Source organism: Ignavibacteria bacterium (genome assembly GCA_015709655.1).
Taxonomy (GTDB): Bacteria; Bacteroidota; Ignavibacteria; order Kapaibacteriales; family Kapaibacteriaceae; genus OLB6.
Genome location: CP054181.1, coordinates 1,797,690 through 1,823,894 on the forward strand (window position 1 = coordinate 1,797,690; position 26,205 = coordinate 1,823,894).

22 protein-coding genes are annotated in these 26,205 nt (G+C 49.0%); 4 read left to right on the forward strand and 18 right to left on the reverse strand.

Annotated features, from left to right (window positions below; translation table 11 throughout):
- Position 1: 1 nt before the first annotated feature.
- A complete protein-coding gene (gene gyrB / locus HRU79_07205) occupies positions 2-2,002 on the forward strand; it encodes a DNA topoisomerase (ATP-hydrolyzing) subunit B (protein QOJ26449.1) in 2,001 nt (666 codons plus the stop codon).
- A gap of 94 nt (positions 2,003-2,096) precedes the next feature.
- Here the strand turns inward: gyrB and HRU79_07210 are convergent, their stop codons facing one another.
- The 4 genes from HRU79_07210 to HRU79_07225 form a co-directional block, all read right to left on the reverse strand.
- The gene (locus tag HRU79_07210) at positions 2,097-3,392 is read right to left on the reverse strand and encodes an adenosylhomocysteinase (GenBank protein ID QOJ27291.1); all 1,296 of its coding nucleotides are present in this window, start codon (positions 3,390-3,392) and stop codon (positions 2,097-2,099) included.
- Between the two features lie 191 nt (positions 3,393-3,583).
- The gene (locus HRU79_07215) at positions 3,584-4,732 is read right to left on the reverse strand and encodes a methionine adenosyltransferase (protein QOJ26450.1); all 1,149 of its coding nucleotides are present in this window, start codon (positions 4,730-4,732) and stop codon (positions 3,584-3,586) included.
- Positions 4,733-4,740: 8 nt separating this feature from the next.
- Positions 4,741-5,718, reverse strand: a complete 978-nt coding sequence (locus tag HRU79_07220) for an NTP transferase domain-containing protein (GenBank protein QOJ26451.1) — start codon at positions 5,716-5,718, stop codon at positions 4,741-4,743.
- 20 nt (positions 5,719-5,738) lie between these two features.
- Positions 5,739-7,877 (reverse strand): LysM peptidoglycan-binding domain-containing protein, encoded by a 2,139-nt coding sequence (locus tag HRU79_07225; protein ID QOJ26452.1) that lies wholly within the window; start codon positions 7,875-7,877, stop codon positions 5,739-5,741.
- 413 nt (positions 7,878-8,290) lie between these two features.
- Between HRU79_07225 and HRU79_07230 the strand changes: the two genes are divergently transcribed.
- Together HRU79_07230 and HRU79_07235 are read left to right on the forward strand one after the other, a co-directional pair.
- The gene (locus tag HRU79_07230) at positions 8,291-8,887 is read left to right on the forward strand and encodes an RNA polymerase sigma factor (GenBank protein ID QOJ26453.1); all 597 of its coding nucleotides are present in this window, start codon (positions 8,291-8,293) and stop codon (positions 8,885-8,887) included.
- On the forward strand, positions 8,884-9,492 hold the full coding sequence (locus HRU79_07235; GenBank protein QOJ26454.1) for a hypothetical protein: 609 nt from the start codon (positions 8,884-8,886) through the stop codon (positions 9,490-9,492). The genes HRU79_07230 and HRU79_07235 overlap by 4 nt, the downstream gene beginning before the upstream one ends.
- A gap of 15 nt (positions 9,493-9,507) precedes the next feature.
- Here the strand turns inward: HRU79_07235 and HRU79_07240 are convergent, their stop codons facing one another.
- From HRU79_07240 to HRU79_07255, 4 genes are all read right to left on the reverse strand, one after another.
- Positions 9,508-11,085 (reverse strand): hypothetical protein, encoded by a 1,578-nt coding sequence (locus HRU79_07240; protein ID QOJ26455.1) that lies wholly within the window; start codon positions 11,083-11,085, stop codon positions 9,508-9,510.
- Between the two features lie 114 nt (positions 11,086-11,199).
- Positions 11,200-13,437 (reverse strand): aconitate hydratase, encoded by a 2,238-nt coding sequence (locus HRU79_07245; GenBank protein ID QOJ26456.1) that lies wholly within the window; start codon positions 13,435-13,437, stop codon positions 11,200-11,202.
- Positions 13,438-13,476: 39 nt separating this feature from the next.
- Positions 13,477-14,334: a fatty acid desaturase gene (locus tag HRU79_07250; protein QOJ26457.1), complete on the reverse strand. Its 858-nt coding sequence runs from the start codon at positions 14,332-14,334 to the stop codon at positions 13,477-13,479.
- Positions 14,335-14,552: 218 nt separating this feature from the next.
- A complete protein-coding gene (locus HRU79_07255) occupies positions 14,553-15,248 on the reverse strand; it encodes an FKBP-type peptidyl-prolyl cis-trans isomerase (GenBank protein QOJ26458.1) in 696 nt (231 codons plus the stop codon).
- A gap of 126 nt (positions 15,249-15,374) precedes the next feature.
- Here HRU79_07255 and HRU79_07260 point away from each other — a divergent pair, with 126 nt between their 5' ends.
- Entirely contained in the window at positions 15,375-15,719 is a 345-nt protein-coding gene (locus HRU79_07260; protein ID QOJ26459.1) for an MGMT family protein, read from the forward strand.
- An 86-nt stretch (positions 15,720-15,805) separates the two neighbouring features.
- Here HRU79_07260 and HRU79_07265 read toward each other — a convergent pair whose 3' ends face one another.
- The 10 genes from HRU79_07265 to HRU79_07310 all read right to left on the reverse strand — a co-directional run bounded on the left by HRU79_07265 (position 15,806) and on the right by HRU79_07310 (position 26,204).
- The gene (locus HRU79_07265) at positions 15,806-17,236 is read right to left on the reverse strand and encodes an OmpA family protein (protein QOJ26460.1); all 1,431 of its coding nucleotides are present in this window, start codon (positions 17,234-17,236) and stop codon (positions 15,806-15,808) included.
- 230 nt (positions 17,237-17,466) lie between these two features.
- Entirely contained in the window at positions 17,467-18,411 is a 945-nt protein-coding gene (locus tag HRU79_07270) for an MCE family protein (protein ID QOJ26461.1), read from the reverse strand.
- A gap of 36 nt (positions 18,412-18,447) precedes the next feature.
- Positions 18,448-18,873, reverse strand: a complete 426-nt coding sequence (gene ssb / locus HRU79_07275) for a single-stranded DNA-binding protein (protein ID QOJ26462.1) — start codon at positions 18,871-18,873, stop codon at positions 18,448-18,450.
- A 203-nt stretch (positions 18,874-19,076) separates the two neighbouring features.
- Complete coding sequence (locus tag HRU79_07280) at positions 19,077-20,258, reverse strand: sigma-54-dependent Fis family transcriptional regulator (protein ID QOJ26463.1); 1,182 nt, start codon at positions 20,256-20,258, stop codon at positions 19,077-19,079.
- 30 nt (positions 20,259-20,288) lie between these two features.
- Positions 20,289-21,338 carry an HIT domain-containing protein gene (locus tag HRU79_07285; protein QOJ26464.1) on the reverse strand — a complete coding sequence of 350 codons (1,050 nt, stop codon included), beginning with the start codon at positions 21,336-21,338 and terminating at the stop codon, positions 20,289-20,291.
- Positions 21,339-21,365: 27 nt separating this feature from the next.
- A complete protein-coding gene (locus HRU79_07290; protein QOJ26465.1) occupies positions 21,366-21,749 on the reverse strand; it encodes a J domain-containing protein in 384 nt (127 codons plus the stop codon).
- Positions 21,750-21,782: 33 nt separating this feature from the next.
- Complete coding sequence (locus HRU79_07295; protein QOJ26466.1) at positions 21,783-24,203, reverse strand: patatin-like phospholipase family protein; 2,421 nt, start codon at positions 24,201-24,203, stop codon at positions 21,783-21,785.
- Between the two features lie 123 nt (positions 24,204-24,326).
- Positions 24,327-25,187, reverse strand: a complete 861-nt coding sequence (locus HRU79_07300; protein ID QOJ26467.1) for an SDR family NAD(P)-dependent oxidoreductase — start codon at positions 25,185-25,187, stop codon at positions 24,327-24,329.
- Positions 25,184-25,456, reverse strand: coding sequence for an acylphosphatase (locus HRU79_07305; GenBank protein ID QOJ26468.1), 273 nt, complete (start codon positions 25,454-25,456; stop codon positions 25,184-25,186). Before HRU79_07305 ends, HRU79_07300 begins: the two co-directional genes overlap by 4 nt.
- Position 25,457: 1 nt before the next feature.
- On the reverse strand, positions 25,458-26,204 hold the full coding sequence (locus HRU79_07310) for an SDR family NAD(P)-dependent oxidoreductase (protein ID QOJ26469.1): 747 nt from the start codon (positions 26,202-26,204) through the stop codon (positions 25,458-25,460).
- Position 26,205 lies beyond the last annotated feature (1 nt).

The window sequence follows — 26,205 nt, forward strand, 5'->3', positions numbered from 1 at the left end:
CGTGAGTGAACAAAATGTAAATTACACCGAAGACAGTATCAAGGTCCTTGAAGGTCTCGAAGCTGTTCGAAAACGTCCGGCCATGTACATCGGCGATATTGGCGAGAGGGGTCTGCATCACCTTATCCAGGAGGTAGTGGACAATAGTATCGACGAAGCACTTGCCGGGTACGCACGGAATATCTTCGTGACGCTGTACAGCGATGGCTCGTGCAGCGTAAAGGATGATGGCCGCGGTATTCCTGTAGGGATTCACCCTGTAAAAAAGATTAGCACCTTAGAAGTTGTAATGTGTACTCTTCATGCCGGCGGCAAGTTTGATAAAAACACGTATAAGGTGTCCGGCGGACTCCACGGCGTAGGCGTAAGCTGCGTTAATGCATTAAGCTCCACGCTGGAAGCTGTTATTGAAATTGGTGGCAAGATTCATAAGCAAATTTATCACCAGGGCAAGCCCGAAGCACCCGTTCAGGTAATTGGAGAAACAAAGAATACTGGTACTACGGTCCGATTCTGGCCTGATGGAACGATTTTTAAGACGTTGGTATTCCGGTACGAGAAGGTGGCTGAGCGCTTGCGCGAACTTGCTTTTCTGAATCCGGACGTCACAATTCATTTGTATGACGAGCGGGACGGACAGAAAGAGACCTTTGCCTATCGTGGAGGTCTGGTGGACTTCGTTCGCCATCTTGATGCTTCAAACACCTCTATCACAAAGCCTCTTGCCATAAAGGGATCCTTTACGAATGACGCCGGAGTCGAGACGCAGGTTGATATCTGTCTGCAGTACAATAGCGGATACAGTGAACTCCTTTTATCGTATGTAAACAACATCAATACGGTTGAAGGTGGTACGCACGTTTCGGGGTTTCGGTCTGCACTAACACGCACGCTGAACGCCTATGCATCGGGCAATAACATGCTGAAAAAAGATACAAACCTGTCCGGTGATGATTTTCGTGAGGGATTAACCGCCGTTATCAGCGTTAAAATTGCAGAACCGCAGTTTGAGGGGCAGACGAAAACCAAGCTCGGCAATGGCGAGGTTGATGGTATTGTCCGTCAGATCGTGAATGAAGAGCTTGCCAAGCGCCTCGACGAGAACCCGTCTGCTGCCAAGCACATCATCGAGAAGGCTGTGCAGGCAGCCGAGGCTCGAGCGGCTGCCAGAAAAGCAAAGGACTTAATCAGGCGTAAAAATGCACTTGACGGCGGAATGCTGCCAGGTAAACTGGCAGACTGTTCCCTGAAGTCACCGGAAGACACCGAGCTGTTCCTGGTGGAAGGTGATTCGGCCGGTGGATCTGCAAAGCAGGGACGTGACCGACGGTTTCAGGCAATCCTTCCGTTGAAAGGGAAGATCCTGAACGTTCACAAGGCACGGTTAACAAAGGTGTTGGAGAACGACGAAGTTCGCACGATTCTTACGGCAATTGGTGCCGGTTTTGGTGATGATTTTGATTCGAGCAAAACACGGTACGGTAAGATTATCCTTATGGCAGATGCTGATGTTGACGGATCGCACATCCGAACGCTGCTGCTAACCTTGTTTTATAAGCACATGCCCGATCTGATTAACGACGGGAAGCTTTACATTGCTCAACCTCCGCTGTACAAGGTAAAGAAAGGTAAAACCGAGAAGTATGCGTTCGACGAAAACGAACGTGATGAAATTATTGAGCGTATCCGTAGGGAAAAGGCTGAGCGCAAGGCAGCAAAGGGCGGCAAGAAGGTAGAGGAGGAAGAAATGGCGGAAATCCCTGAAGAAGGGGCAACTGCCGATGGTATTACCATCAGCAGGTTTAAGGGACTTGGCGAGATGAATCCGGAACAACTGTGGTCAACCACCATGAACCCAGAAACCCGCACGTTGCTGCAGGTGAATATTGATAATGCGGCCGAGGCAAACCTTGTGTTTGAGACGCTGATGGGCGAGGCAGTAGAGCCACGCCGCGCCTTTATCGAACGGAATGCTCAGTACGTCAGGAATCTGGACATTTAGTGTAACAACTGAACTTTAGCTTAAACACGCATATAAAAATGCCCCGTGCGATTGAGCAACGGGGCATTGTTGTATATGCAAAAGAGAATACAGCTTAGTATCGGTACCAATCGGGTTTGAACGGCCCCTTTGAGTCAACACCGATATACGCCGCCTGCTCATCGGTGAGGCGGTCCAAGCTGACACCAATTTTCTTTAAATGCAGCCGGGCAACTTTTTCGTCGAGGTGTTTAGGCAGAACGTACACCTTGTTAGTGTACGCATGATTATTTGTCCACAGTTCGATTTGAGCCAGCACCTGATTAGTGAAGCTGTTACTCATAACAAAACTTGGGTGGCCCATAGCGCAGCCCAGATTTACCAGGCGTCCTTCGGCAAGCAGGATAATGTCATTACCGTCAACAGTGTATCTATCCACCTGGGGTTTAATCTCGACCTTGGTTTTTCCGTAGTTCTTATTCAGCCAAGCAACGTCAATTTCGTTATCAAAGTGACCGATATTGCATACAATTGCCTTGTCCTTCATCTTTTTAAAATGTTCTGCAGTAACGACATCCTTGTTGCCGGTGGCGGTTACGACGATATCTGCTTCACGAACGGCATCTCGCATCTTTTTAACTTCGAAGCCATCCATGGCCGCCTGAAGCGCGCAAATCGGATCGATTTCGGTTACGATGACGCGTACGCCAGCCCCGCTAAGTGAGGCAGCAGACCCCTTGCCTACGTCGCCATAGCCTGCTACAACGGCAACCTTGCCCGCCATCATAATATCGGTTGCCCGCCGAATTGCATCAACCAGCGATTCCTTGCAGCCGTATTTATTATCGAATTTGCTTTTGGTTACGCTGTCATTCACGTTGATTGCCGGTACTGGCAGGGTACCGTTTTTAACCCGTTCATACAAGCGGTAAACACCGGTCGTAGTTTCTTCACTAAGGCCCTTGATAGAAGGAAGCATGTGCGGATACTCGTCGATTACCATGTTGGTTAAATCACCACCATCATCCAGAATCAGGTTAAGGGGCTGCTTATCATCGCCAAAAAAGAGGGTTTGCTCAATACACCAGTCAAATTCCTCGGCAGACATGCCTTTCCAGGCGAATACGGGGACACCTGATTTGGCGATAGCAGCGGCAGCGTGATCCTGGGTTGAGAAAATGTTGCAGCTTGACCACTGTACCTTGGCCCCCAGATCGGTTAGTGTTTCGATCAGCACAGCAGTCTGAATTGTCATGTGCAGGCAACCGGCAATCCGAGCCCCCTTCAAAGGTTTCTTCCCTTTGTATTCCTCGCGCAGTGCCATCAGGCCGGGCATTTCTGCCTCTGCCAGTTCGATTTCTCTTCTGCCCCATTCGGCAAGTGAAAGATCTTTTACGCAGTAGCTCTGCATTTTATATGCGAGTTTACCCGACGACACCCTGGCAGGAGTTTTACGCCGCTTGGACTCAACCTTTACAACCGGAGCAATTGTGTTAGGAGTATGATGTGGAGGAGTTAACGCAATGGAGCTCACGGCAGGCTTACCGTTGGTTGCTGTGGTCGGAGAATCGGTTTTTGAACTTTTCTGATTTTTAGACATAATTACAAAAGAGCTGAAGTGAATTGTTCTGTTAGGTCAAGGCGTTCCCACGGAAAATGATGCCGGCCAAAGTGCCCGTAGGCAGCCGTTTCCCTGTAGATAGGTGAGCGCAAATTGAGTTGAGTGATTATTCCCTCGGGCGTAAGATCAACATTCTTTATTAGGTAGTTGGCTATTTCGGTGTTGCTGACCTTGCCGGTGCCATTGGTGTGAACATGAACAGAAACGGGCTCTTTAACACCGATTGCATAGGCAAGCTGTATGGTGCACTCATCGGCAACGCCGGCAGCTACCAGGTTCTTCGCAATGAACCGTGCTGCATAAGCAGCTGACCGGTCAACCTTGGTGGGGTCTTTACCGGAGAATGCTCCGCCACCATGGGGTGCCCGCCCTCCGTATGTATCAACGATAATCTTCCGTCCAGTTAATCCGGTATCGCTATGGGGACCGCCAATCACAAATCGGCCTGTAGGATTGATGTGATAGATAATATCAGGGCTTAGCAGATGCTCAGGGATTACAGTTTTAATAACTTTTTCGATAATATCAGCTTTTATTCTATCGTTGGTAACCGGACGGCCATTAAGGTCAACTTCGGCATGTTGTGTTGACACGACAACGGCTGGGATACTTACCGGTTTCCCGTTTTCGTACTGTACGCTAACCTGCGCCTTTGAATCGGGGCGAAGGTAAGGGATAAGCGATGGCTCATTCTTCCGGATATCAGCAAGCCGTTTTACCAGCTTATGCGCATAATAAATCGGAGTGGGCATATATTCATCAGTCTCCCGACATGCATATCCGAACATCATGCCTTGGTCACCTGCGCCTCCGATGCTTACGCCCATATCGATATCGGAGGACTGGCCGTTAATAACGTTGATCACGGCAACGGAGCTGGCTTCGAAATGCAGAGCGGGGTCTGTATATCCAATATCCTCGATAACCTGTCTGACAAGTCTTGGTAAATCGATATAGGTATTGGTGCCAATTTCGCCACCAACAACAATCATACCTGTGGTGGCAAAGCACTCGCAGGCAACCCTACCCATAGGATCGGATTCAAGAACTTTGTCAAGCACCGCATCTGAAACCTGGTCGCAGATTTTATCGGGATGCCCTTCGGATACTGATTCAGAAGTAAAAACCATGATCAACGTTAATTAGTAAGTTTTACAATTGAGGCATCGCCAATATTGATACTGGCAAACCGCCCTGTTACGGTAGCATTTTCGCCGATAATGCTGCGGTCGAGCGACACATCGTTCACCGTAGCCTGGTCACAGATAATGGAGTCACGAACGATCGAGTTGCGGACAACGGCGCCTGCTGAAATTGAGGCAAACGGACCAATAACACTGTGTTCCACAACTGCCGTGGGATCGATATGAACCGGTGGAACTACAACGCATCCCTCCGGCGCAAATCGGGCCGACATAGAATTCAGCAGATACCGGTTGGTTTCGAGCAACGTATCCGGCTGACCGCAATCATGCCAGCCGTCAACCGTGAACGTTGTGAATTTTTCACCCTTGTCAACCATCATTTGAAGTGCATCGGTGAGCTGGAACTCTCCCTTCGTACGAAGATCATTGTGAATGATATAGTCAAGCGATTCACGCAGCACCTTAGGGTGGGCGATGTAGTACAAGCCTACAATGGCGTTGTTGCTGACGGGAGTCTGTGGCTTTTCAACCAAGCGTGTTACAAAGGCACCATTGGTGATAACCACGCCAAACCGTCTCGGATCGTCAACGGTTTTAACGCCAAGTGACGAAAACTGACTGGTTTTCAGAATGCTTAAGTCAACCTCAAAAACCGTATCGCCCAGAATAATGAGTACCGGGGTGGTATTCAGCGATTCCCTCGCTGTCCAGATGGCATGCCCAAGCCCCATCATTTCATCCTGAACAACAAACCGGCACGGTAGGCTGTAATTGTTTTGGACGTACTGCTCAACCAAATCACCTTTATATCCGGTGATTATGGTTGCACTCTCGATATTTTGCCGTACCAAGGCATCGAGGATATGGCCAAGAATTGGTTTGCCTGCAACATTAACAAGCACCTTGGGCAGGGTATGCGTGTGAGGCCTAAGCCGGGTACCAATACCGGCTACTGGAATAATTGCATGCATGAACAGCAAAAATACGGAGCTTATTGCAGTCGCAAACGCTGTCCGACGCGAATTATATCAGATCTTTTGATGGAAGGGTTCAGTTTCCTCAGGGCTGAAATCGAAATTCCGGTCTTTTCAGAGATCTCATCCAACGTATCACCACGAAGTACCGTATACGATGCCCGTGCCCGGGGTTTTTCGCTTGCCTGAGTTTTCGCGCGCGACGTGATAACGTTGGTTTCCACAAATAAAACAGAACCGTGCTTGAGTACCGATCTCTCGGATAGTTTATTCCGGCTTCTCAGTTTATCGATCGTTGTGGCGTACTTATCAGCAATTGAGGTTAGAGTCTCACCCCTACCTACCTTATGGCGGATTACCTTTGATTCCGGGATTTGCTCCACCCTGATGGTTTGGTTCGCAAGTGGTTTTAAAACCAGTATTGTATCGCCGGGCAGAATTGTTTCGTGCCGGTCCGACATATTATTCCAGTTTCGAAGGTCTGCCACGGTGGTACTGTAAGCAGTGGCTATTCGGCTGAGCGACTCACCCGCCTGAACTACGTGGAACTGTGTTACAGGCGTACTTTTTACTGTGGCAGTTTCGGACTTAGCCTTTGGGGTTACCGACTGTGGATTTGACGCAATGGCGGCAGACGGGGCTGAAGGAGTTACAGGAACAGTTTCCGGAGCAGCTGTACCAGAAATTATTGGGATCCTTAGGCTTGTTCCTGCCCTTAATCTGCTTTTATAACCGGTTATTCCATTGATATTGGCCAGATCCTTAAGCGGGACACCGTAGGCATCTGCTATTGAAGCAAGGGTTTCTTTACGTTTAACCAGGTGATTCACCCACGGCTGTTTTTCTTCCGGGGTAAGCAGAGCAAAAGCGTGTGTAACCGTATCGCGCAAACCAAGGGGAATTTTCAGCTTGTACGTCATGTTAGGTGGTGTGCACGAACGGAGGAGTTCCGGGTTAAGTGCTTTCAGTGAGTCAACGGATATACCGGCACATTTAGCCAGTGCTGACAGGTTTGTGGGCTCGGTAACAGCAAAAACATCGTACTGATACGGCAGGTGGAACGTCAGAGAATCAAACGGAAATCGGTACTGCTCCGGACTCATGGTGGTTAAGCTGGTTGCAATGTACCGCGGAACGTAGTTACGGGTTTCGCGGGGTAACTCGTCGCGGATCTCCCAAAAGTTACCATCAGGAAGTCCGGCTTTTCGTTTGGCGCGGCGGACGCATCCGGGCCCGCAGTTGTAGGCTGCGAGAGCAAGATGCCAGTCTCCAAAGTCGTTGTACAGATCTTTTAAAAACCTCATTGCTGCACGCGTTGATTTTTCAACGTCACGGCGTTCGTCTATCCAAGGCGTGATTTGCAGACCGTACATATCGCCGGTGCTGGCAATAAACTGCCACATTCCTACAGCTTTTGCCCATGACTGTGCATTAGGATTCAGACCGCTTTCCATCATTGCCAGGTAAATAATCTCTTCCGGCATTCCTTCTTCCCGAGCTATCCGGCGCAACGTAGGGAACCATCGGCCACTCCGCTCTAACCAGCGCTTCATAAACGGCCGTCCAGCGTCCACCGTCAGAAATGCGATGCTCTTCTCAACCTCTTCGTTTACCGTCATGTCAATTGTGAGCTTTGAAAGGGGCTTTAACAAAGGTCTTGTAGCAGACCCTGTAACAGCATCGGTATGGTGTGTGCGCACCGACTCATCAGCTACCCGATGACTAACGTACGGTTCCGGAGACTGATCCGAGAGGTCAGACAACGATTGTGTATAAAATTCATAATCTTCCCGAACTACCGAGAGCAGCCGGGTATAATCTCTGTTTAACTCGATATTGGGCTCGTTACCCAGCTTTTGCAAAGCACTCAAAGCACGTTCAAGCTGCCTGATGGCTGCAGCTGTGTCGGCCTTTAGAATAGCAGTTACTCCGGCATCATAGGCAGATTTAGCCTTTGAGATCGCCTCAGTAACCCTGGTGTTAAACTCAAGTTTTGGGATTTGCCGCTTTGAACCATCAAGCTCGCTAAACTCATCCTTGAACGTCGATCCTGAACTGTCGGCTCCGGCAATCGATGTACTCGATACCGTTGCCATGGATACGGAAACCATGGCAAAGAATAACACAAAGCAACAGGATCGGAGCGAAATAATCATGAAATTCCTGGGTTTGTACTGGTGAACAGGATTCAATATAGCCCCCATATCGACGCTATCCAAAGTTTTTTTGAAAAAAAATAATGAATGGAAGTTCATGAAAATATTGGAGTTGCACGATTCTATTTACACAAGGTGCAATTCACGGTCAAATAGCGTATTCTAATGGCTTTCTACCTAGGGTTCGGGTGGTTTGGTTGTTCGTCAGACTCAGGCGCATGCCGCTTTTTTCGCTAATTTGCATTCAGACCATGAAGGTCAAATCCAAAAAGTAAACAGTACATTTCCCTTACCAAGCCCTTTGCAACAGTTATAAGTGAGTATGTAACGTATTGTTACGTTATTTGTCATAACAGGGCGGGGGTGAATTTTTATCCATTTAGAGTGTAACCAGAATCAATTCGCGGTGTTGAATGAGCAACGTACAACCACCGAATGAAGGTAGTTATCCTGAGCAGCCCGGACAATCGGATCAAAATGAACTATTGGTTGAGTTGTTTAAAAAAGTTCAAGATGGTAACCAGAATGCGTTTTCGGAGTTGTATGAGATAATTCGAAGGCCACTGATGGCGTATTGTTTGGTTTTAACGAGAACGGTAGACGACGCGAAAGACTTATTCAGCCTGTCAATTGCAAAGATGTACGAGGGGAGAGCCGGTTTTATCGGTGGTAATTTTGAAGCCTGGATCTTTACCATTGTTCGTAACTCATCACGTTCATTGTACAGATCTTCGCAGCGCAGGCAGGCAGAACCGATAACCGATGATGTTGCTGATGAAACAGCATCGAGTTTTGAGGAGGCAGACGAAGCAGAATTTGTACGGAAGGCCATTGAAAAATTACCGCAGGAATTCAGATCTGTTATCATGCTTAAATACTTCGGTGGTCTTTCTGTGGGTGAAATAGCAATTGCTGAGGGAATTGGACAGGAATTGGTGAAAATTCGATTGTTTAGGGCAAGAAATCGATTAGCAAAATATTTGCGACATTTGGTAGAAGAGGACTTATGAAAAGTGTAGACGACATCATTAAATCGTATATGGAGCAGGTTGAAGCCTCGGTTCAGCCTACCTATGACGATGCTAGGACAATGGTTCTTGACCAGATGAAACAAAAACAACCATCCTTTATGTGGATAGGTGTCGGAGTGCTTGCTGCTCTTGTCGTTACGCTGTTTTTGGTTCTTAATACTGCTCCGCAGGTGGTACGTGTTCAGGCAATTGCACACAACGTCGAGGCCGATACGGATGTAACAGCCATCGAGGGGGTAGAGGCACCGGATGTTGTGCTTCTGCCGGATGAGACCAATAGGATATCGGAAGCCAGGACCGTAAAACAAGGTCGTACAGAACCAATTAAGTTTCAGGTACAACCTAATACAGAAGAAGTTGATAAGCTGATTCAGGATTATGTGGCCGTTGCCAACGCAGCATCCGGTCGCAATGATTCCGAGGCTGCTGCCCGTGCGTATTACGAGTTAGCGCGTACATTGGAGCTTCATGACCGGACAGAGCAGGTGCAGTGGGCGGCAAATGAGGCGCTGAAGTTTGTTCCAGAAGCTTCAACCGGGCTAAAAGCTGATATAAAATCGCTTATACAGAAATACCAGAAGTAAGGGCCCTGGGATGGGTTATCGCTCGATTTGAATTGTTATTGTTTCCAGTTCAGGTTGTGTATTTTCTTGTGAGGGCTGAACTTCTACATTTACGTTACCGGTAAGTCCCAGTTCAGAAATAATGCGATTGCATTTCTCGGCAGATCCTCTGAAGAGTATTTTCCGTGCTTCTCGTGCGTGGTCTGTTAGGGCGGCTACCAAGCCCCTTCCTGCCTTTGAGAGTTCATTAGTTCCGTGAATGAATGTTGCAGGTGGAAAGTCCGCCGAGACCAGATCAGGCACCAGTGCCGATTTCTTGTTTGGTCGGCTCCTGATGACGACGATGTTTTGAGGTGGTGACACAGACTCATCGCCAAAGTAGTCAACAACAGTGCTTTGTATGGAAATGGTTGTTGTATCTCCGGCGAGTGCCGTTACAGGCAGATCACGCAACGGCCATGAGAACACGGTGTCCGTACTCGAAGTCCACGTATCTTCAAAGGCAAGGTTACCGCCGCTCATGGCTCGCACAACACCGCTCTGTACACCTGCTTCGGCCGTTGACCGCACACGGATCACTGCTGTTGGCGGGGTGGCATCCAAAATAGAGTCTTTATGAATGAGTTCGAACTTTGTAGCGTCCCAGATTGTAGAACCGGCATCAACGTTGGTTTCGATCAAGCGTAATCGCAGGCAGTTAAGTACCCGGACTACTACATCAGCTTTTGATTTTGTCTGGTTTGACATATCGGTAAGCTGTACCTGTGTTGCAGTGGCAAGGTACGGACGTCGTATGATGCTTACTTCGGGAAGGGGTGTCTCAAACTTCCTATCTTTATTTATCAGGAGTTCATCGGGAATCTGGGGTGCTGTTAGTATTACCTGGGGGATTTCTTTGGGAATGAACAAATTGGTTGAAACGCGCAGCTGAATTCCTGCACTTATCTTGGCAGTTGTTAAGTCAACCTGCAGACCTAGTGAAGAAGGCACGATGGTGGCCTGCAGGTACGGCAACATGTCAATGTCTTGTGCCAGTGCGATTTTCCCTAATAATCTGGCTTCGGCAAAGTAGGTGGCAACACCGACTAACGCACCGGAGAAGCGCACACGCTCGCGCGTCCTTTCGTCATACGTTGCCGTTGGAGGATCGATAATTTTCTCTGTTGTATGCGCCAATATTGATGCAGGGAATACAAATCCACCGCCAAGCTCTGCTTCCAGAAATGGAGTTACCCGTAGGTTCAGCCGGGTAGACATCATAAGCTCGTACCAGCTTAATTCCAGACCCTCCTGCAACGTTACGGGAGTTGGGATGCCTTTGGGCGAAACAATTCCCCGGATTGAGGTTCCGAGTGAAGCCGACGAAATGCCAAAACCCACATCTGCACTGATGCCAACGCCCGGCGAAACCGGAATAAGCGCACCGGCATCGATATGTCCGGAAAAACCAAATGTTGTTGGGAAGTCAACGGGCGGATCAATAAATCCGCCTGGCCCCTCCGAGATTGGACCAAGTGAAACACGCTGCAAACCACCAGAAATACCGCAATACGTAGCAATAGCGTTGCTTTCAGGTTCCTGTGCCATCATGCCGACGCCAGGAAACAGAGCCACGGCTACACATACGTGCAGAGGAGTAAGCATCCATCTGATGAGACTGTTCAATTTGGGCCTTACCACATTCGAGCGTCGGCAGTTATACCGTTTTTAACACGCTATCCGAAGGAATTATTGTTTGGCAATCATATTAAGTGCACTCCCCGCACGAAACCATTCAATTTGGTGCTTGTTCATGGTGTGCAGCAACTGTATCGTGTTGGATGTACCATCTGCATGGGAAATTTCTGCAGGAAGAGGCTTCCCAACTTCCAACGCTGTAATGTTGATCGAAAAACGGTCATCCTCGCGAATTACTTCGTAATCGGCAGGATTTGCAAATGTTAAGGGCAGCATGCCCTGCTTTTTCAGGTTGGTTTCGTGAATTCTTGCAAAGCTTTTTACGATGATTGCCTTGCCACCCAGAAAGCGCGGTTCCATGGCTGCATGTTCGCGAGAAGATCCTTCACCATAATTCTCATCGCCAACAACAACCCAAAATGTATTGCGAGCCTTGTAGTCACGCGCAACCTGGGGTACTTGGCCGTACTCACCGGTAAAGATATTCTTTATACTGTTCGCTTTATCATTAACATAATTTATTGCACCAATAAACATATTGTTTGATATGTTATCCAGGTGACCTCTAAAACGTAGCCATGGTCCGGCTGCCGAAATGTGGTCAGTTGTGCATTTGCCTTTAACTTTAATCAGCAAGGGCATGTTAACAAATTCGGAAGGCTGCGGAGCAGCAAATGCCCGGAGTTCCTGCAGACGGCTGCTATCATGATTTATAACAACCTTTATGGTGCTTCCGTCGGCTGCTGGTTCTACGTAGCCATGTGGATCGGGAACAAATCCGTTATCGGGCAATTCGCTGCCTGCAGGTGGTTGAAGCAACACTCCGTTGATAGGTTCAGTAATGAAGTTGTGGGTAAGCTTCCCTGCAAGGACAAAGCCGGTTACGGTCTCCGGTGAGGCAACAAATGCATGTGTTTCCTTCATGCCGTCATTCCGGCCGGTGAAATTTCGGTTGAATGATGTGATGATGCTGTTTCGTTCGCCCGGCTGAACGTCGTGTCTCTTCCACTGTCCGATACAAGGTCCGCAGGCATTGGCAAGCACTGTCCCGCCGATTCGTTCCAGCTGCTGAAGGATACCGTCGCGTTCGATGGTTGCGCGGACTTGTTCAGATCCTGGAGTTATGGTGAATTCACTCTTGGCTGTTAAGCCGTTGTCGGCTGCGTACGACGCAATGGCGGCAACCCGGCTCATGTCTTCGTACGATGAATTTGTACAGGATCCAATCAGGCCTACTTTTAATTCTTCAGGCCAGCCGTTTTGTTTTACGGCGGCAACAAATTCACTTAGTTCCAGTGCTCTGTCGGGGGTGTATGGTCCATTAATATGCGGTTCCAGCTTTGACAGGTCGATTTCAATAACCTGGTCGTAGTAGTCATGCGGGTGTAGTTCAACTTCGGGGTCTGCCGTCAGATGCTGTGCCACACCATTGGCCATGTCAGCCACATCATGGCGTCCTGTAGCACGAAGGTAGCGTTCCATTGAGCTGTCGTACGGGAAGACCGAGGTCGTTGCACCGATTTCAGCACCCATGTTGCAGATTGTGCCCTTACCGGTTGCGCTGAACGATGTAGTACCTTGCCCAAAGTATTCCACGATTGCACCGGTACCGCCCTTTACGGTTAGGATACCCGCAACCTTGAGGATTACATCCTTAGGGCTTGTCCAACCACTCATTTTGCCGGTTAGTTTAATACCGATTACCTTGGGCATGAGCAGTTCCCACGGCATTCCAGCCATGACGTCAACAGCGTCGGCACCACCAACGCCGATGGCAATCATACCCAAGCCCCCTGCATTTGGTGTATGAGAATCGGTACCAATCATCATGCCTCCGGGGAAGGCATAGTTTTCGAGTACCACCTGATGAATGATACCGGCACCCGGCTTCCAGAAGCCGATACCGTACTTCTTGCTTACAGAGGCCAGAAATTCGAACACTTCGCTGTTCTCTATCAAGCTGTTCTGTAGGTCAGTCGAAGCCCCTACATCAGCCCGGATGAGGTGGTCGCAGTGGACAGTGCTTGGTACGGCTACGGTAGGGATACCGGCACTCATAAACTGGAGCAAGGCCATCTGAGCAGTAGCATCCTGCATGGCAACCCGGTCCGGGTTGAAATCAACATAATCCTTTCCACGCTGCTGTTCCGCAATTGTAGCCGAGTGCAGGTGAGCATACAGGATTTTTTCGGTCAGGGTGAGTGGCCGGTTCAGAGCGGCACGAATCGTAGAAATCTTTGCCGACAGTTCATTGTAGAAGCGGGTTATCATCGACAGATTATGTGTCATCGCAGAACTAATACCTATGGTAATTGGTTGAAACAAAGTTTACGAAACGTCAGCAAGTTGTTTTGCTTGCACAGATCGGGGGATTCTAATAACATTTCTTACGAGACCAACTTTTTCAAGGAGCCATACAACCCATCCGGTAACATCGATTTGCCACCAACGCATTCCGTGAAAGGCACTGGCAGGGAATGCATGATGGTTGTTGTGCCATCCTTCGCCCAGAGCAAGCAGGCCAATTAGAAAATTGTTTCTACTGTCATCTCTGGTCTTAAACATCTTTTTTCCGGCAAAATGGCAGACGCTATTTACACTCCAGGTAACATGAGCAGTGATGAAAACGCGAATCAGACCACCCCATAAAAAGCCAGTTGCAGCACCAGTGATCCCGTTGACAGCGTAACCAAGAATTGCGGGAACCAGTAAGCCAACAATTGTCCAGAACACAAATGTTCTGCTAAAAAAGCGCACATACGGGTCCTTCATATATCGGTCAGCCCACTTATCTTTTATCTGGTTCAGCTCGTCATTACGCATACTTAACAGCCACTCAAAGTGTGCATGAATAAACCCACCTAAAGTGGGAGAGTGTGGGTCGCCTTCGTGATCGCTGTGAGCATGATGTGCGGTGTGCACACTTGCCCAGTTTACTACCGGACCCTGAAGAGCCATTGAGCCTAAGGCAAGTGCAGTAGCTTTCACGGTTGGATGGGCTTGATATGATTTATGAACAACCAGCCGGTGATAGCCGAATGTAACACCAAACTGTGTTAATACTACACCGGCAACACACATTGAAAGGTCGAAAACGGACACGAGTCCGGAAGCTGCGAGGTAAACTCCGACACAGGCGGCCAGGAATGGAACTGCAATCAGTATAATGATTTCGGGATTTTTCACAATGAATTCAGAGATGTTAAATAGTACTATTAATCGCCAATGTATTTTGCTTTCCTTTTAGGTCAGCGATGATTTGTGATATTTGGATGCGGTGCGGCCTGCCAGCCTTGCAGTATTTCCTATGCACAAAAAACAACCCCGCCATTACAACGCGTAAGGCGGGGTTCTTCGGTTTTTCTGATGTAGATGTACGGAATTACCGCCTGTTGCCAGCGTGCTTACTTTACAATTTCAAGCAGTTCAACTTCAAAAATCAGTGCCTGGTTAGGACCAATTGATGCTCCGGCACCATTTTCGCCATAGGCAAGGTTTGGCGGGAGGTAGAAGACGTATTTGCTTCCTACCGGCATGAGTTGTAATCCTTCCGTCCATCCGGCAATAACACCATTAAGTGCAAACTCAGCGGGCTGCCCACGGTCAACTGAACTGTCGAACTTGGTGCCGTCAATCAGTGTACCGGTGTAATGAACGCGCACGGTGTTGTTAGCATTTGGCTTCTTGCCGGTACCTTCCTTAATAACACGGTACTGCAAACCTGATGGAGTGGTCATTACGCCGGTCTTGGTCTTGTTTTCTTCCAAAAACTTATTGCTCTTTGCCAGGTTCTCAACCTTGGCCTTGCCTTGTTCGGCTTCCATAGCCTTGCTTACTTCCTCTTGCAGAGACTGAAGGGCTGCCTGCATATCGGCGTCGGCAAGTTTGCTGCTGCCGTTAAATGCATCGCGAATGCCTGCGGCAACAAGATCAATGTTCACGGGGAGTTTTTGCTGGGCCATATTTTTACCAATATTGGCTCCCAAGGCATACGACATGGTGTCTTTCTTGTTCATAATTTGTGTGTCTGCCGGGTTGGGCTGAGCGTTGCAGGCCACTGTTAAGACTGCAACGATTGTAAGGATAAAAGTGTAACGCATAGAACCTTCTAATGGGTCGTACAATGAATTAGAATCTCAAAGATACGGAGATTTTGACGCTGTTTTTACTGTTTTTTCGTAGTGTAAGAATCAAGGGTTTACCAATACGCAGGGAGTAGGGTTTTCTTGGCAAAGCAGGTTTCGGACAGATATGGTCTGGTTTACGACATTGTACGTTGCATCCCGTTTGGGAAGGTAACCACATACGGGCATATCGCTGCGGCAATCGGGGTACGGTCGGGAGCCCGCCTGGTAGGATGGGCTTTAAACTGCATTTCCGGTTCGGAGAATGCAGATATTCCTGCACATCGTGTTGTAAATCGTTTCGGTGCCTTAACGGGGCGGATGCACTTTGAAACACCTTATGCAATGCGGGAGCGCCTTGAGTCAGAAGGTGTATCGTTTAACGGTGAATATGTCGATTTGGAACAATGTTTATGGATTCCGGAGTCGGTAGCCAACAAGCAATAGCAGGTAACGGTGTGGACCAATAATGCATTTGGCTGCACAGGTTGCAAGCATTGTTTGCAACCGCACTACTGGGAAGGCTGCTACTGTTATTTCCGTAAGATCTTAAAGACAGTTCTGCGGTTCAGAGCCCGGCCGGCCTCAGTATCGTTCGAGGCAACCGGTACAAAAAACGCAAAGCCACGAGGTCGTAATCTGGAGGGATCGACACCTTTTGAAATCAGATAATCCCGCACGGCATTGGCACGGGCCTCTGATAACCGCTGGTTGAATTCTTCGCCGCCAATATTGTCGGTATGACCCTGAACTTCGAGTACTACGCGTTGAAATCGATCCAGGTCTGCGGCAAGCTGATCCAGTGTTGGATAGCTGGCCGAGTCAATCACCGAGCTATTATAGGCAAAGGCGATGTACTTGGTAAACTGCGACCCTACGTCATCGAGAGTGCGAAGTGAGCTTTTGTCGTACATCCCATGCGCAACAAGGGTGTCGCGATGCGGGACTGAAATTGAGACGTTGACGTTGTGAACCGAAGGAATGTCGGGGGGCACATACGTTATCAGGTAGTAGTTCTGCAGTGAACGATAGATGTCCATAAAGATTGAAAGCAGATCGGACTTCGTATATGCCCTGTAGTATTTGCCTCCGGTGTAGAGTGCGAGTGCCTGAAGTTCTTCGTCATTGGCGTAGGCAAACCCAACACAGTAAATGCTGATGTTGTGTTTGGTAGCATACTCATAGATATCGGAACTTTTCGCTTGTGATGTGTTTTCCTCTCCATCAGCAAAAACAACACAAACTTTGGGCTGGTGCAGCGGAACCTTGCTCAGCGATGTTAAAGCTGCCATTATGCCGTCGTACACCTTTGAGAATAGTCCGAGGGAGTTTTTACGGTACTCACGGAAGGCCGATAGTGCAAGCGCAGTGTCAGACGTGAGTGGGAATACTTCACGTACATCCTTGTGAAAGCCATGCAGGGAAATGTAGTCGCACGGCCGTTTCATGCCGATGAACAGTTCGGTTCCGTAGTCAAGTACGCTTTTGATGCCCTTCATGCTGCCACTTTGGTCCAGTGCCAGAGCAATTGAGGTGGGTATGCTGTCCTGCTCACCAAATTCCCGAACGGTAAAGGGGCTTACATTATAGGTTTTTTCGTAGCGTTTTGTAGCGCCAACCCGTTCAATGACCGATGAAAAGTAATTAGGGGCGGTGGCAGATTTATAGGGCTCTGCCATGTGCGTTACAACATAGCCGTTTGTGTCGAGTACCCGAACAAAAAGGCGAATACTATCTGGAAACGAGTAGTGTTCAATCTTCCATACATCGGTAATCAGGGCACCAACATCTACTGAATCAATATGCCGGGTTCCAGTAAAACGAAACTGTGTTGTACGTTCCCCATCTTCGCGGAGATCAAGAATCTGACCCAATGTATGAGAGCTCTTGCACCCGCTGATCAGTAATAGAGTAGCAGTAATTGCCAGCAACCACATCGGGAGTGTTGTAGAAGGAGACTGCATCGCGTTTTACTTCAGTAGCACACTACACCTTGTGGTGTTGTTCATGTGATGCTGATGTGATGATGTTCGTTGGATAGTCATTAAAACAGAGTGAGTAGTAAAAAGGATGCACAAGGGAACGAACAGGTTGGAATGTATGTGGTACTGATGAACGCATGACAGGAATGATTAGTGCCATAGCCCCTTGCCGATCGTACAGTAAAAGCCGTGCAGTGCTACGTCAGGAAGTATTAGCGATGGCCGATGCCAACGTTTACATTAACGCCGTTCACACGGGAATGCTCTACAAACCGTTTTAGCTGCAGTGACAGAGTATCTACCTGCTTTTTAAAATTCTGATCGTACAATAGGGTATGAACAAGTCCTTTGTTGGTTTTAATATCGGTTATTACGCCATTGACGTTTGAGATCAGCGAGTCAACGCCCACAATTGTTCTGTCACCTTTTGCAATAACCGCTTCCAGCTCGGTAAGCCGGCCATCCAGTTTGTCGAGGGTTCTTGAAAGTCTGGGTTCATTATTCTGAATGGCCCTCCGAACATCCGATATTGTTGCCTTCATGTCTCTGACGGATACGGTAAGATCGGTACGGTTTTCTTCCATCCAGATTCTTGCATCGCGTACCAGAACCGCGCCATCGGCAGCGGCTGACTTAAGGTTGGCGGCCAGTGTGCCATCGGCGAGCAAACCTGTTGCCATTGCCGATAACGTGTCTAGCCGGCGGAGGAGGATAACAAGTTCACCGCTAATATCGCCTACTGCTGTCACCAGCCCTCCGATATCGGAAGCCGCCCGCCCGGGCAATTCGTTTTTGGGATTAAAACGTCCGCTTGCTGTACCAGGAATAATTTCGAGTTTTTTACCGCCGGTAATTTCAAGGATGGTTACAACAGCGTGTGCGTCCGGATGGAGGTCCTTAATGTGGTCAATATCGCAGGTAAGCAGAACGGAGCCATTATCTGACTGAACGCTGGTTACTCTTCCGCGCTTTACGCCATTTACAACAACAGGGGCGCTGTCGTCGATCCCGCCGCTGGCAGACAGTCGAACGGTAAGAGTGGTATGACCGGTCTGTAGGTTGAAACCTTTTCCAATCAGGATACCAGCTATGAGGAGAGCAACACCTACAATGCTAACGATGCCAACAACAATTTCAGTCCGGCGTGTTTGTTCCATACGTCGGCAAAAATAGTATTGTTAACCTTGGAAGTCTTATTCCGTGTGTGACCCGCCGATATAATCATCTAACCCAATGGAGGTTTCGGGCTTCTCCATTTCTCCGTTCACGGTGGGAGCGTCGGGCTTTTTACTATCGAGCATCAGAATGTTATCGGCAACAACTTCGGTCACGTATCGTTTGTTACCATCGCGATCATCAAACGTACGGTATTGCAGTTTCCCTTCAACATATACTCGAGAAGCGCGGTGGACAAGGCGCTCAACAACATCTGCAAGTCCTCGCCATGCGATGATGGTATGCCACTCTGTTTGTTCCTGAACAGCACCTTCCTTGTCCCGCCAGGTTTCGGTGGTTGCCATTCTGAACTGGGCCACCTTAATACCGGTTGATGTAAAATTTACGTCGGGATCTTTCCCAACATTTCCAATCAACATCACTTTGTTTAATGTGCGTGACATGATGTTAGACCTCCTGTTATGTCAACTTGCATTACTGATCCGATGCCTAATATACTTATGACATCGCTGAATTGGTACTATTCAGTGTCAGAAATGCAAAAAAATGTGACAAACGCAAGAAAAATCAATAGCACTCAATACTGGGTGTGAGGCTTTCAGGAGGTATAAAAAGCAGTTGGACCGCGGTGGTGTTTTCCGTGATTTTAGCTAAGGCTATATTCGTCGATTTTTCTGTAGAGCGTGCGTTCGCTAATTCCAAGGAGTTGGGCTGCTTCTCTGCGGCGGCCGTGAGTTTTCCGTAGGGCGGCTTCAATGGCCAGGCGTTCGATTTTCGCAAGGTTCAGCTCGTCAAACTCCATCACCTGATCACTGTCACCGGTAATCAGCTTGGCGTCGCCATTGGTAATCACCTGATCCTGCATCCTGTTGTTAACGTTTAACAGATGATGGATTGCATTTTTCATTTCATACACTTCGGCGGTAAGCTGTAAAACTGATCTGTAAAGCATGGTCGTCTCGTTCGGATCAAAAGGTGGGTAAACGTCTGTTAATCTCATTAACGCCTGAGGGTGCGGTTCGGTTACGCTTTCGGGTAAAATATATGGTGCAATAGTTCTGGTTGTGATTCTGGCACCTCGTTCCAGTGTGACGATTGTTTCAATCATATTGCGCAATTCACGCACATTCCCGTGCCACGGGAGGGCTTCCAGCTGAGAGAGTGCCTGTTCGTCAATCCCTTGATACACAAATCCGTTTTTATCGGCTGTTTTTGTTGCAAAGTATTCAACCAGCAGGGGGATATCGGTTGGATGCTGACGCAGCGGAGGCAAATGAATGTTTACCGAGTTTAGCCTGAAATACAGGTCCTGCCGGAACCGACCCTGCTTTACCTCAAAGAGCAGGTCACGATTTGTTGCGGCAATAATTCGTGTGTCAACGCGCTGGACCGACGAAGATCCAAGGCGCGAGAACTCACCGCTTTCAAGGATGCGCAGCAACTTCACCTGGGTGCCAATCGGCATTTCTCCAATTTCGTCCAGGAAAATCGTCCCACGGTCTGCAGCCTCGAAAAACCCTTTTCTCTTCTCATCGGCGCCTGTATAAGCCCCTTTCTCGGCCCCAAAGAGCTCGCTTTCCAGAAGGGTTTCCGGGATAGCTCCGCAGTTAACGCTTACAAACGGGAATCGTTTTCGGGCGCTGAGAGCATGAAGCGCTTGCGCAAAGATTTCTTTTCCGGTTCCGGTTTCTCCGGTGATTAATGCAGTAAGATCTGTTGGCGCAACCTGCACCAGTCTGCTCATGGCTTGTAGCATGGGGATGCTGTCGCCCACAATGCCAAAGCGTTGTTCTAACTGTTGAACGATTTCCTGACTTATTATGCTCATACCACAACTACTGCCAATCCTAAAAGTTTGCTACCTGCGTTTGCTCCATTCTGCCCATCCACCGGTGAAGATGTATATGGGACCGTACCCGAATTGGGTAAGCGTATTTGCGACAAGGTGACTCAGTTCGCATTCACCTCCGTCACAGTACACCAGAATTGGTTTGTCCCGAGGTACCATTGCCAATAAATCCTGTATCCTGCTTTCTACTTCTCCACCATATACGTTAACCGCATCCCGTATCCTGCCCTTGGCGTACGTTTCGGGGGTACGGGCATCGATTAAGTAATGATCATCGGATAAAAGCCGTTCAAACTGCGAAAGCGAGATCTCGAGAACCTTTCCAGGCTGAGGAACAAACTCATGAGTCTGAGTTTTGCTTTGCGGCTGACCGGCCTTTTCACTATTAACAACAGAAATTGAATTTGGTTGCTCATTCATTTTGTCAGCCGTGTCTGCCAGTTTTGTTTCGGAAGAACTTAACTGCGTTGTGTCATTTACAGATACGTTGGGTTGAGTGTTTCCAAACAACAGTGAGTCTGTTGCCTGAATGCGCTCAAATTGTGGTTTTAACCAGGCAATACGCTTACTGTTCAGCTGGTTAAAGCCTACGGCAAGTCCGGCTGCTGCCAGGACGAAAATTGCTGTCTCCCGCACAAGAGTGTTTCGAAAGATGCTCCTGGCTGGTGATGGAGACAAAGGGGCTGGGCCAGGCGTGCGAGAAGATTCAGATGCCTGGTGCGACTGTGCCATGGCTCCTAGTGGCTCACCACCAAGCAAATGGAAATGGAGGTGAAAAACAGTCTGTCCGGCATCGCTGTTAACATTTGTTACTACCCGATATCCACCGTCCTGGATATCAAATTTGGCTGCAAGGTTTTTTGCAACAATGAAGACCTTGCCAACTAAAATCCGATGCTCATCGTTGAGAAATGCGATGCTTGGGATGGGTTGCTTGGGAATGATTAGGATGTGGACCGGAGCTACGGGCGCAATATCACGAATGGCAATAACATCATCATCTTCATATTCAATGGTGGCAGGGATCTCCCTGGCAATAATGCGTTCAAAAATGGTCATGGGTTGTCTCCGGCTTTGGTGACCATACTACGGTATGGCAGTCTGTTTAATATATTCGAGAATTACAAGTTGTGCGGCGATAACGGTTCGGACCTGGTGCTCCGCACTTTCTTTTTCGGCGGGTCTGTCGGCCTTTACCACGTCAGGATGCCACTTCTTTAGCTGTCTGCGATATTCAGTTTGCAATTCAGCCAATGTGGGGAGGCGTGAAAAACCAAAAACGCTGAGGGCCTCATGGACTTCTGTTGGAATTGTGTTCTTGTGGTGTAGGACTGCTTCGTCAATGGCCCGACGAAGTTCCGTATCGGCGTCAGGAACCACAGTGTTGTCAAATCCGTAATCTGGGGATGGTGTTTGGCTGCCAAATTCAGATTGGAGCAACGATGCAATTCTGTTCAAAATTTGTCCCATGTTCGTATCGCGGATAACGTACAGAAATGAGCTTTAGTACAATCGTACGCCAAAGGAGAAATATCCCAGCAGTGGCTCGGATGCAACATTTGCAGGATTGTTGAGGAACCAGAAGCGTTTCCCCAGGCTTAGCTTTACCGGGCCGATCGGTGTGTCAAGGCCAAATGTGGTGCCAACACCGTGTTTAAGAACCGACAGTTTTATTTGCTCCGGATACGCCCAGACAGCGCCAAGATTATACTGCACACTCACGTAGGTAGGGAACAGTATGTCGATGGGAAGCCGGTATCTGACTTCAATGTTTCCCAGTACCAGTTGCCTGCCACGCTCCTGGTCTTCACGCATACCCAGAAACATGTCTTGTCCGCCCAGCGAAAACAGCTCTGCCGCTGGGAGGCTGTTGTCTGCAGCGCCAATCTGCACCGATGGCAGAAGAGCGAACGGTTCCAGATTAAGGACTGGCGACAACAGGGCAAAGACCTTGGTAAAGGAGATACCGGTTTGAGGCGTCAGGAAGCCTGATTCCAGTGACAGATTGATCATACGTCCGCTCTGTGGGAAGGCAACCGTTGCCCTGTCATCCCAGCGAATTACTCCCCGTACCGTTGTGATTGGCTGGTATGGATCCGAGGGCTTGGCTGACATATTCTGGTACCGCTGATATTCGTATCTGAACTCGGCCAGGATTATGCCATTTCGTTCCAACTGGCGCCCGGCACTAAGGCGCAACCCGTATCTGTCTTCGGAAAAGTTTCCGGTACGGTCGGTAATCACCTTGGTTCTGGTTGAACGGGGCGATCTTTCGTACGTCCATACCTCTTTGAAGCCGGCATACAGCTTAAGGCCGGCTGTCCACAGGGTTCCCAGGATTCTTGGCAGTTCCGCATTGAGGGCAGCTTCTCCGATACGTGAAGAGATTAGTCCGTGAAGGCCCAGCCTGACGCCACTTGAAAACAAGCTTTGATGGATGAAGTCAAAGCTTGCCTGGGCATAGCGCTCGTTATCTGTTCGGGCACCGATTTTGAGCAGCTGGTTGCCTCTGTCTGTTGCCCCAACCACAATATTCACCCCGGTACCGCTGGCAGGAACAACAGACATTTCTACGTCGGCAAACAGTTCACTTGACCGGAGGCGTTCGCTCGTGTTCCGAAGATCATCGATAGAAAAGTGGGAGCCTGAGTTAATAGTAAATTCCTTGATGATATCTTGATGATCAACTGGTCGCAGTGAGCTTACCTGAACGGAGTTCAGCATGCCACCGTCCAGCCACACAGTAACCCGTTTTGCTACAGAGTCGTACGTCATTGATCGTACAAATGCAAATGGCCATCCCGAGGTGTGGAGTGCTCTTTGTAACTGCCACTGATAGTGATGAACAAAGTTGCTGCTCCAACTTCTGCCATGCATTTCCTGAAGAACAGAGTCAACAGCAGAAATACCGGTAAGGTCCGGCGAGGCGTTCAGAACAACACTCAAGATCATGGTGCTCATCATGATACTGTCCTGCTGTTCTGGTGTACGCCGGATTGTAGAGTCTGAATTGAATCGTATCTGCGCCTTCCGTATCAGAGTTTGAATCTTGGGAATTGCCTGCTGTCCGGCTTTGGCACCCGAATCAATAATCGCTGCGGCGTTTGAAAAATCAAATGTTGAATAATCCGGTATGTCCGGCGTGATCACAAAGTCAGCAGCACCAAGGTTGATGCTGTCACTTTGCTTCATGGCAGCAGTAAGTGACTGCGTAGCAAGGTCGAGTGCATCAACAAGGTCTGTTTGCGGCATGTAACCGCTGACAGTGTTAACAACAATGATAATATCCGGACGGAGCTCCTTTGCCGCCTCAGTGGGGATGTTGGCAACCAGACCCCCGTCAACCAATACCGACGTGTCTAACCGCACGGGAGCATACCGTAACGGAAAGGTGGCGCTGGCCTGTATTGCCGTAGCAAGGTTACCATTGCTGAGGGCAACCCACCTACCGTCTGAAAGGTTGGTAGCCACGGCTCGAAATCTGCAGCGAAGGCTGTCGAAATTGGTGACGGTATTGTACGGACTCCTCCATAAATACTCCTGGATCACGCTGGCAAACTTCGAGCTGCTGCTCAGAGCCTGGGGGGGCAGAAATGTAAAGTCACGGAATCGAAGTTTAAGGATGCTCCGATCTTCTTCGGTTTTCTGAGCATAAAACATGGTTTCACGCCTGGTATTGTCCTGGAGCGACAAGACCTTATCCCAGTGTGCATTTCTAAGAATACTGTCGATTTCAGACCCCGAATATCCGGCCGCGTACAACCCACCTACTACAGCACCAATGCTGGTTCCAACAACAATGTCAGGAGCGATGCCGGCATGCTCAAGTTGTTTAAGAACGCCAGCCTGGGCAAGACCGCGTGCACCGCCACCGGTAAGAACAAGCGCAATTGTTGGTCGGGGTGATGGACATGCCTTTGTCACTGCAACTATGAAGTACATGACAAGACACAGGGTGCGAAATGCGAACATGAAACTTACCTGGAACAGTAATAGTGTGCGTGACAATGGGATTTCTTAAGCCGATGTACCGTGAGCTGTGGTTTCTTACAGTGGATCCTGCTGATAATACACAGTGTTCATTGCTGTCCATAGTCCACGATGCTGATCTTCTAAAGCAATTCGGTTGGAACATGCAAGGTAGGCAAGCTCCGCCGTACCTTCATGAGTATAAACATCAGAACTTCGCCCGGTTCTCAGCACATTCACGATAATTGCAGCAACCTCATCCGCCGACATCATCTTCTTTAAAGGGGCTAATGGCAGCCCCATCTCCTTGCATATCGTGCGCGATGCCGGAATTGCCCTGGAGTATAAATCATGAATCGACCGCTGTTCGGTAACATGACTCCACTCGGTGCTCACTCCGGAGGGACAAATTACGGTTGCATTGATGCTGGTGGTGATCAGCTCTGCCCGCAATGCAGCCACAAAGCCCACCAGTGCATGCTTGGCAGCAACGTAGGCTGCGTTAAAGGGATAACCAATTTTACCGGCCATGCTGCTAACATAAATATGATGACCATTGTTGCTCCTGATCATGGCCGGCAGCAGTGCCCGTGTAAGATAAAACGGAGCATCCACGTTTAGAGCAAACATCGTACGCCATATATCGGTTCCGGTGTCCTGAACAGCAGCGCAGTTCCCTCGTCCCGCATTATGTATTACAACGTCAACCATCCCCAGATACTCTTCAGCCTGCCGTGCCAGATCGATGCACGACGTCTCTGATTCCAGGTCTGTGGTTACTCCCAAGGCTTGTCCGCCCAGCTCATGAATGGTCCGCACTGCGTTCTGCAGTCTGTTGGTGCGCCGGCCTGCCAGAACAAGCCGGGATCCGGCAGTACCCAGCATGGAGGCAAGTGCAAGGCCGATGCCTGAGGTTGCACCGGTAATGATGATATTCATAGTATTCGAAAGCCGGAATAAACTCTGGGTTCAGTTTCGAGGTCAGTACATTGCACCGATTCAACGCGACTGTGTGCCGGGCCCTGTCGTAGAAGCATCTCGAATTCCGACAGATTGCCGGTACTTCCCTGTGCGATACACTCTACAGTTTTATCTTCAAGATTTGTAATAAAGCCAGTCAAGTCCAGCCTGTTTGCATGGTAAAGTGCAAAGCGCCGGTATCCAACTCCCTGTACCTTCCCTGAAATTAAATAGTGAACACTTGCCATGTTATACCTTTCTTGAAACAATTGTAGCTGTTGCCTGCGCTGTTGGCATCAGGAGCATATCATGTACGCTTACATGCGGCGGTCGGGTTGCCACCCACAGTGCGGCATCGGCAACATCCTCGGCAGCGAGCGGGGTTAGTCCCTGATATACCGATTGGGCCCGCTGAGCATCGCCATGAAAGCGAACAAGGCTGAATTCCGTGTCAACCATGCCAGGGTCAATGGAACATACCCGTACACCGGTTCCGTTAATATCGATTTGCAAACTGTCACTTATCATCTTTACGGCAGCCTTGGTTGCCGAATACACATTCCCGCCTGGATACGGCTGTCGGCCCGCGATAGATGCGACGTTTATGATCGTACCGGATCCGCGCTGTATCATGCCCGGCAACACACACTTGGTCACCCACAGCAAACCTTTAATATTGGTGTCAATCATCTCATCCCAGTCTGTGTCGGAACCCTGGTGAAGGGGGCTAAGGCCACGCGACAGTCCGGCATTGTTGACCAGAACATCAATGTGCTGCAAAGTTTGTGGCAGTGACGCATAACACGTGCGAACGGCTTCCCGGTCTCTAACATCAACACGGTGTGTGTATAGTCTTCCGTCCGCAAGCTGTTCTACCACCTCTATCGGACGTCGGGCCCAGCCTATCACTGTTGCACCTGCCTGCAAAAACGTCAGCATGCATGCCCTGCCAATTCCCGAAGATGCTCCGGTTACGAGTACAACTTTGTTCTTCATG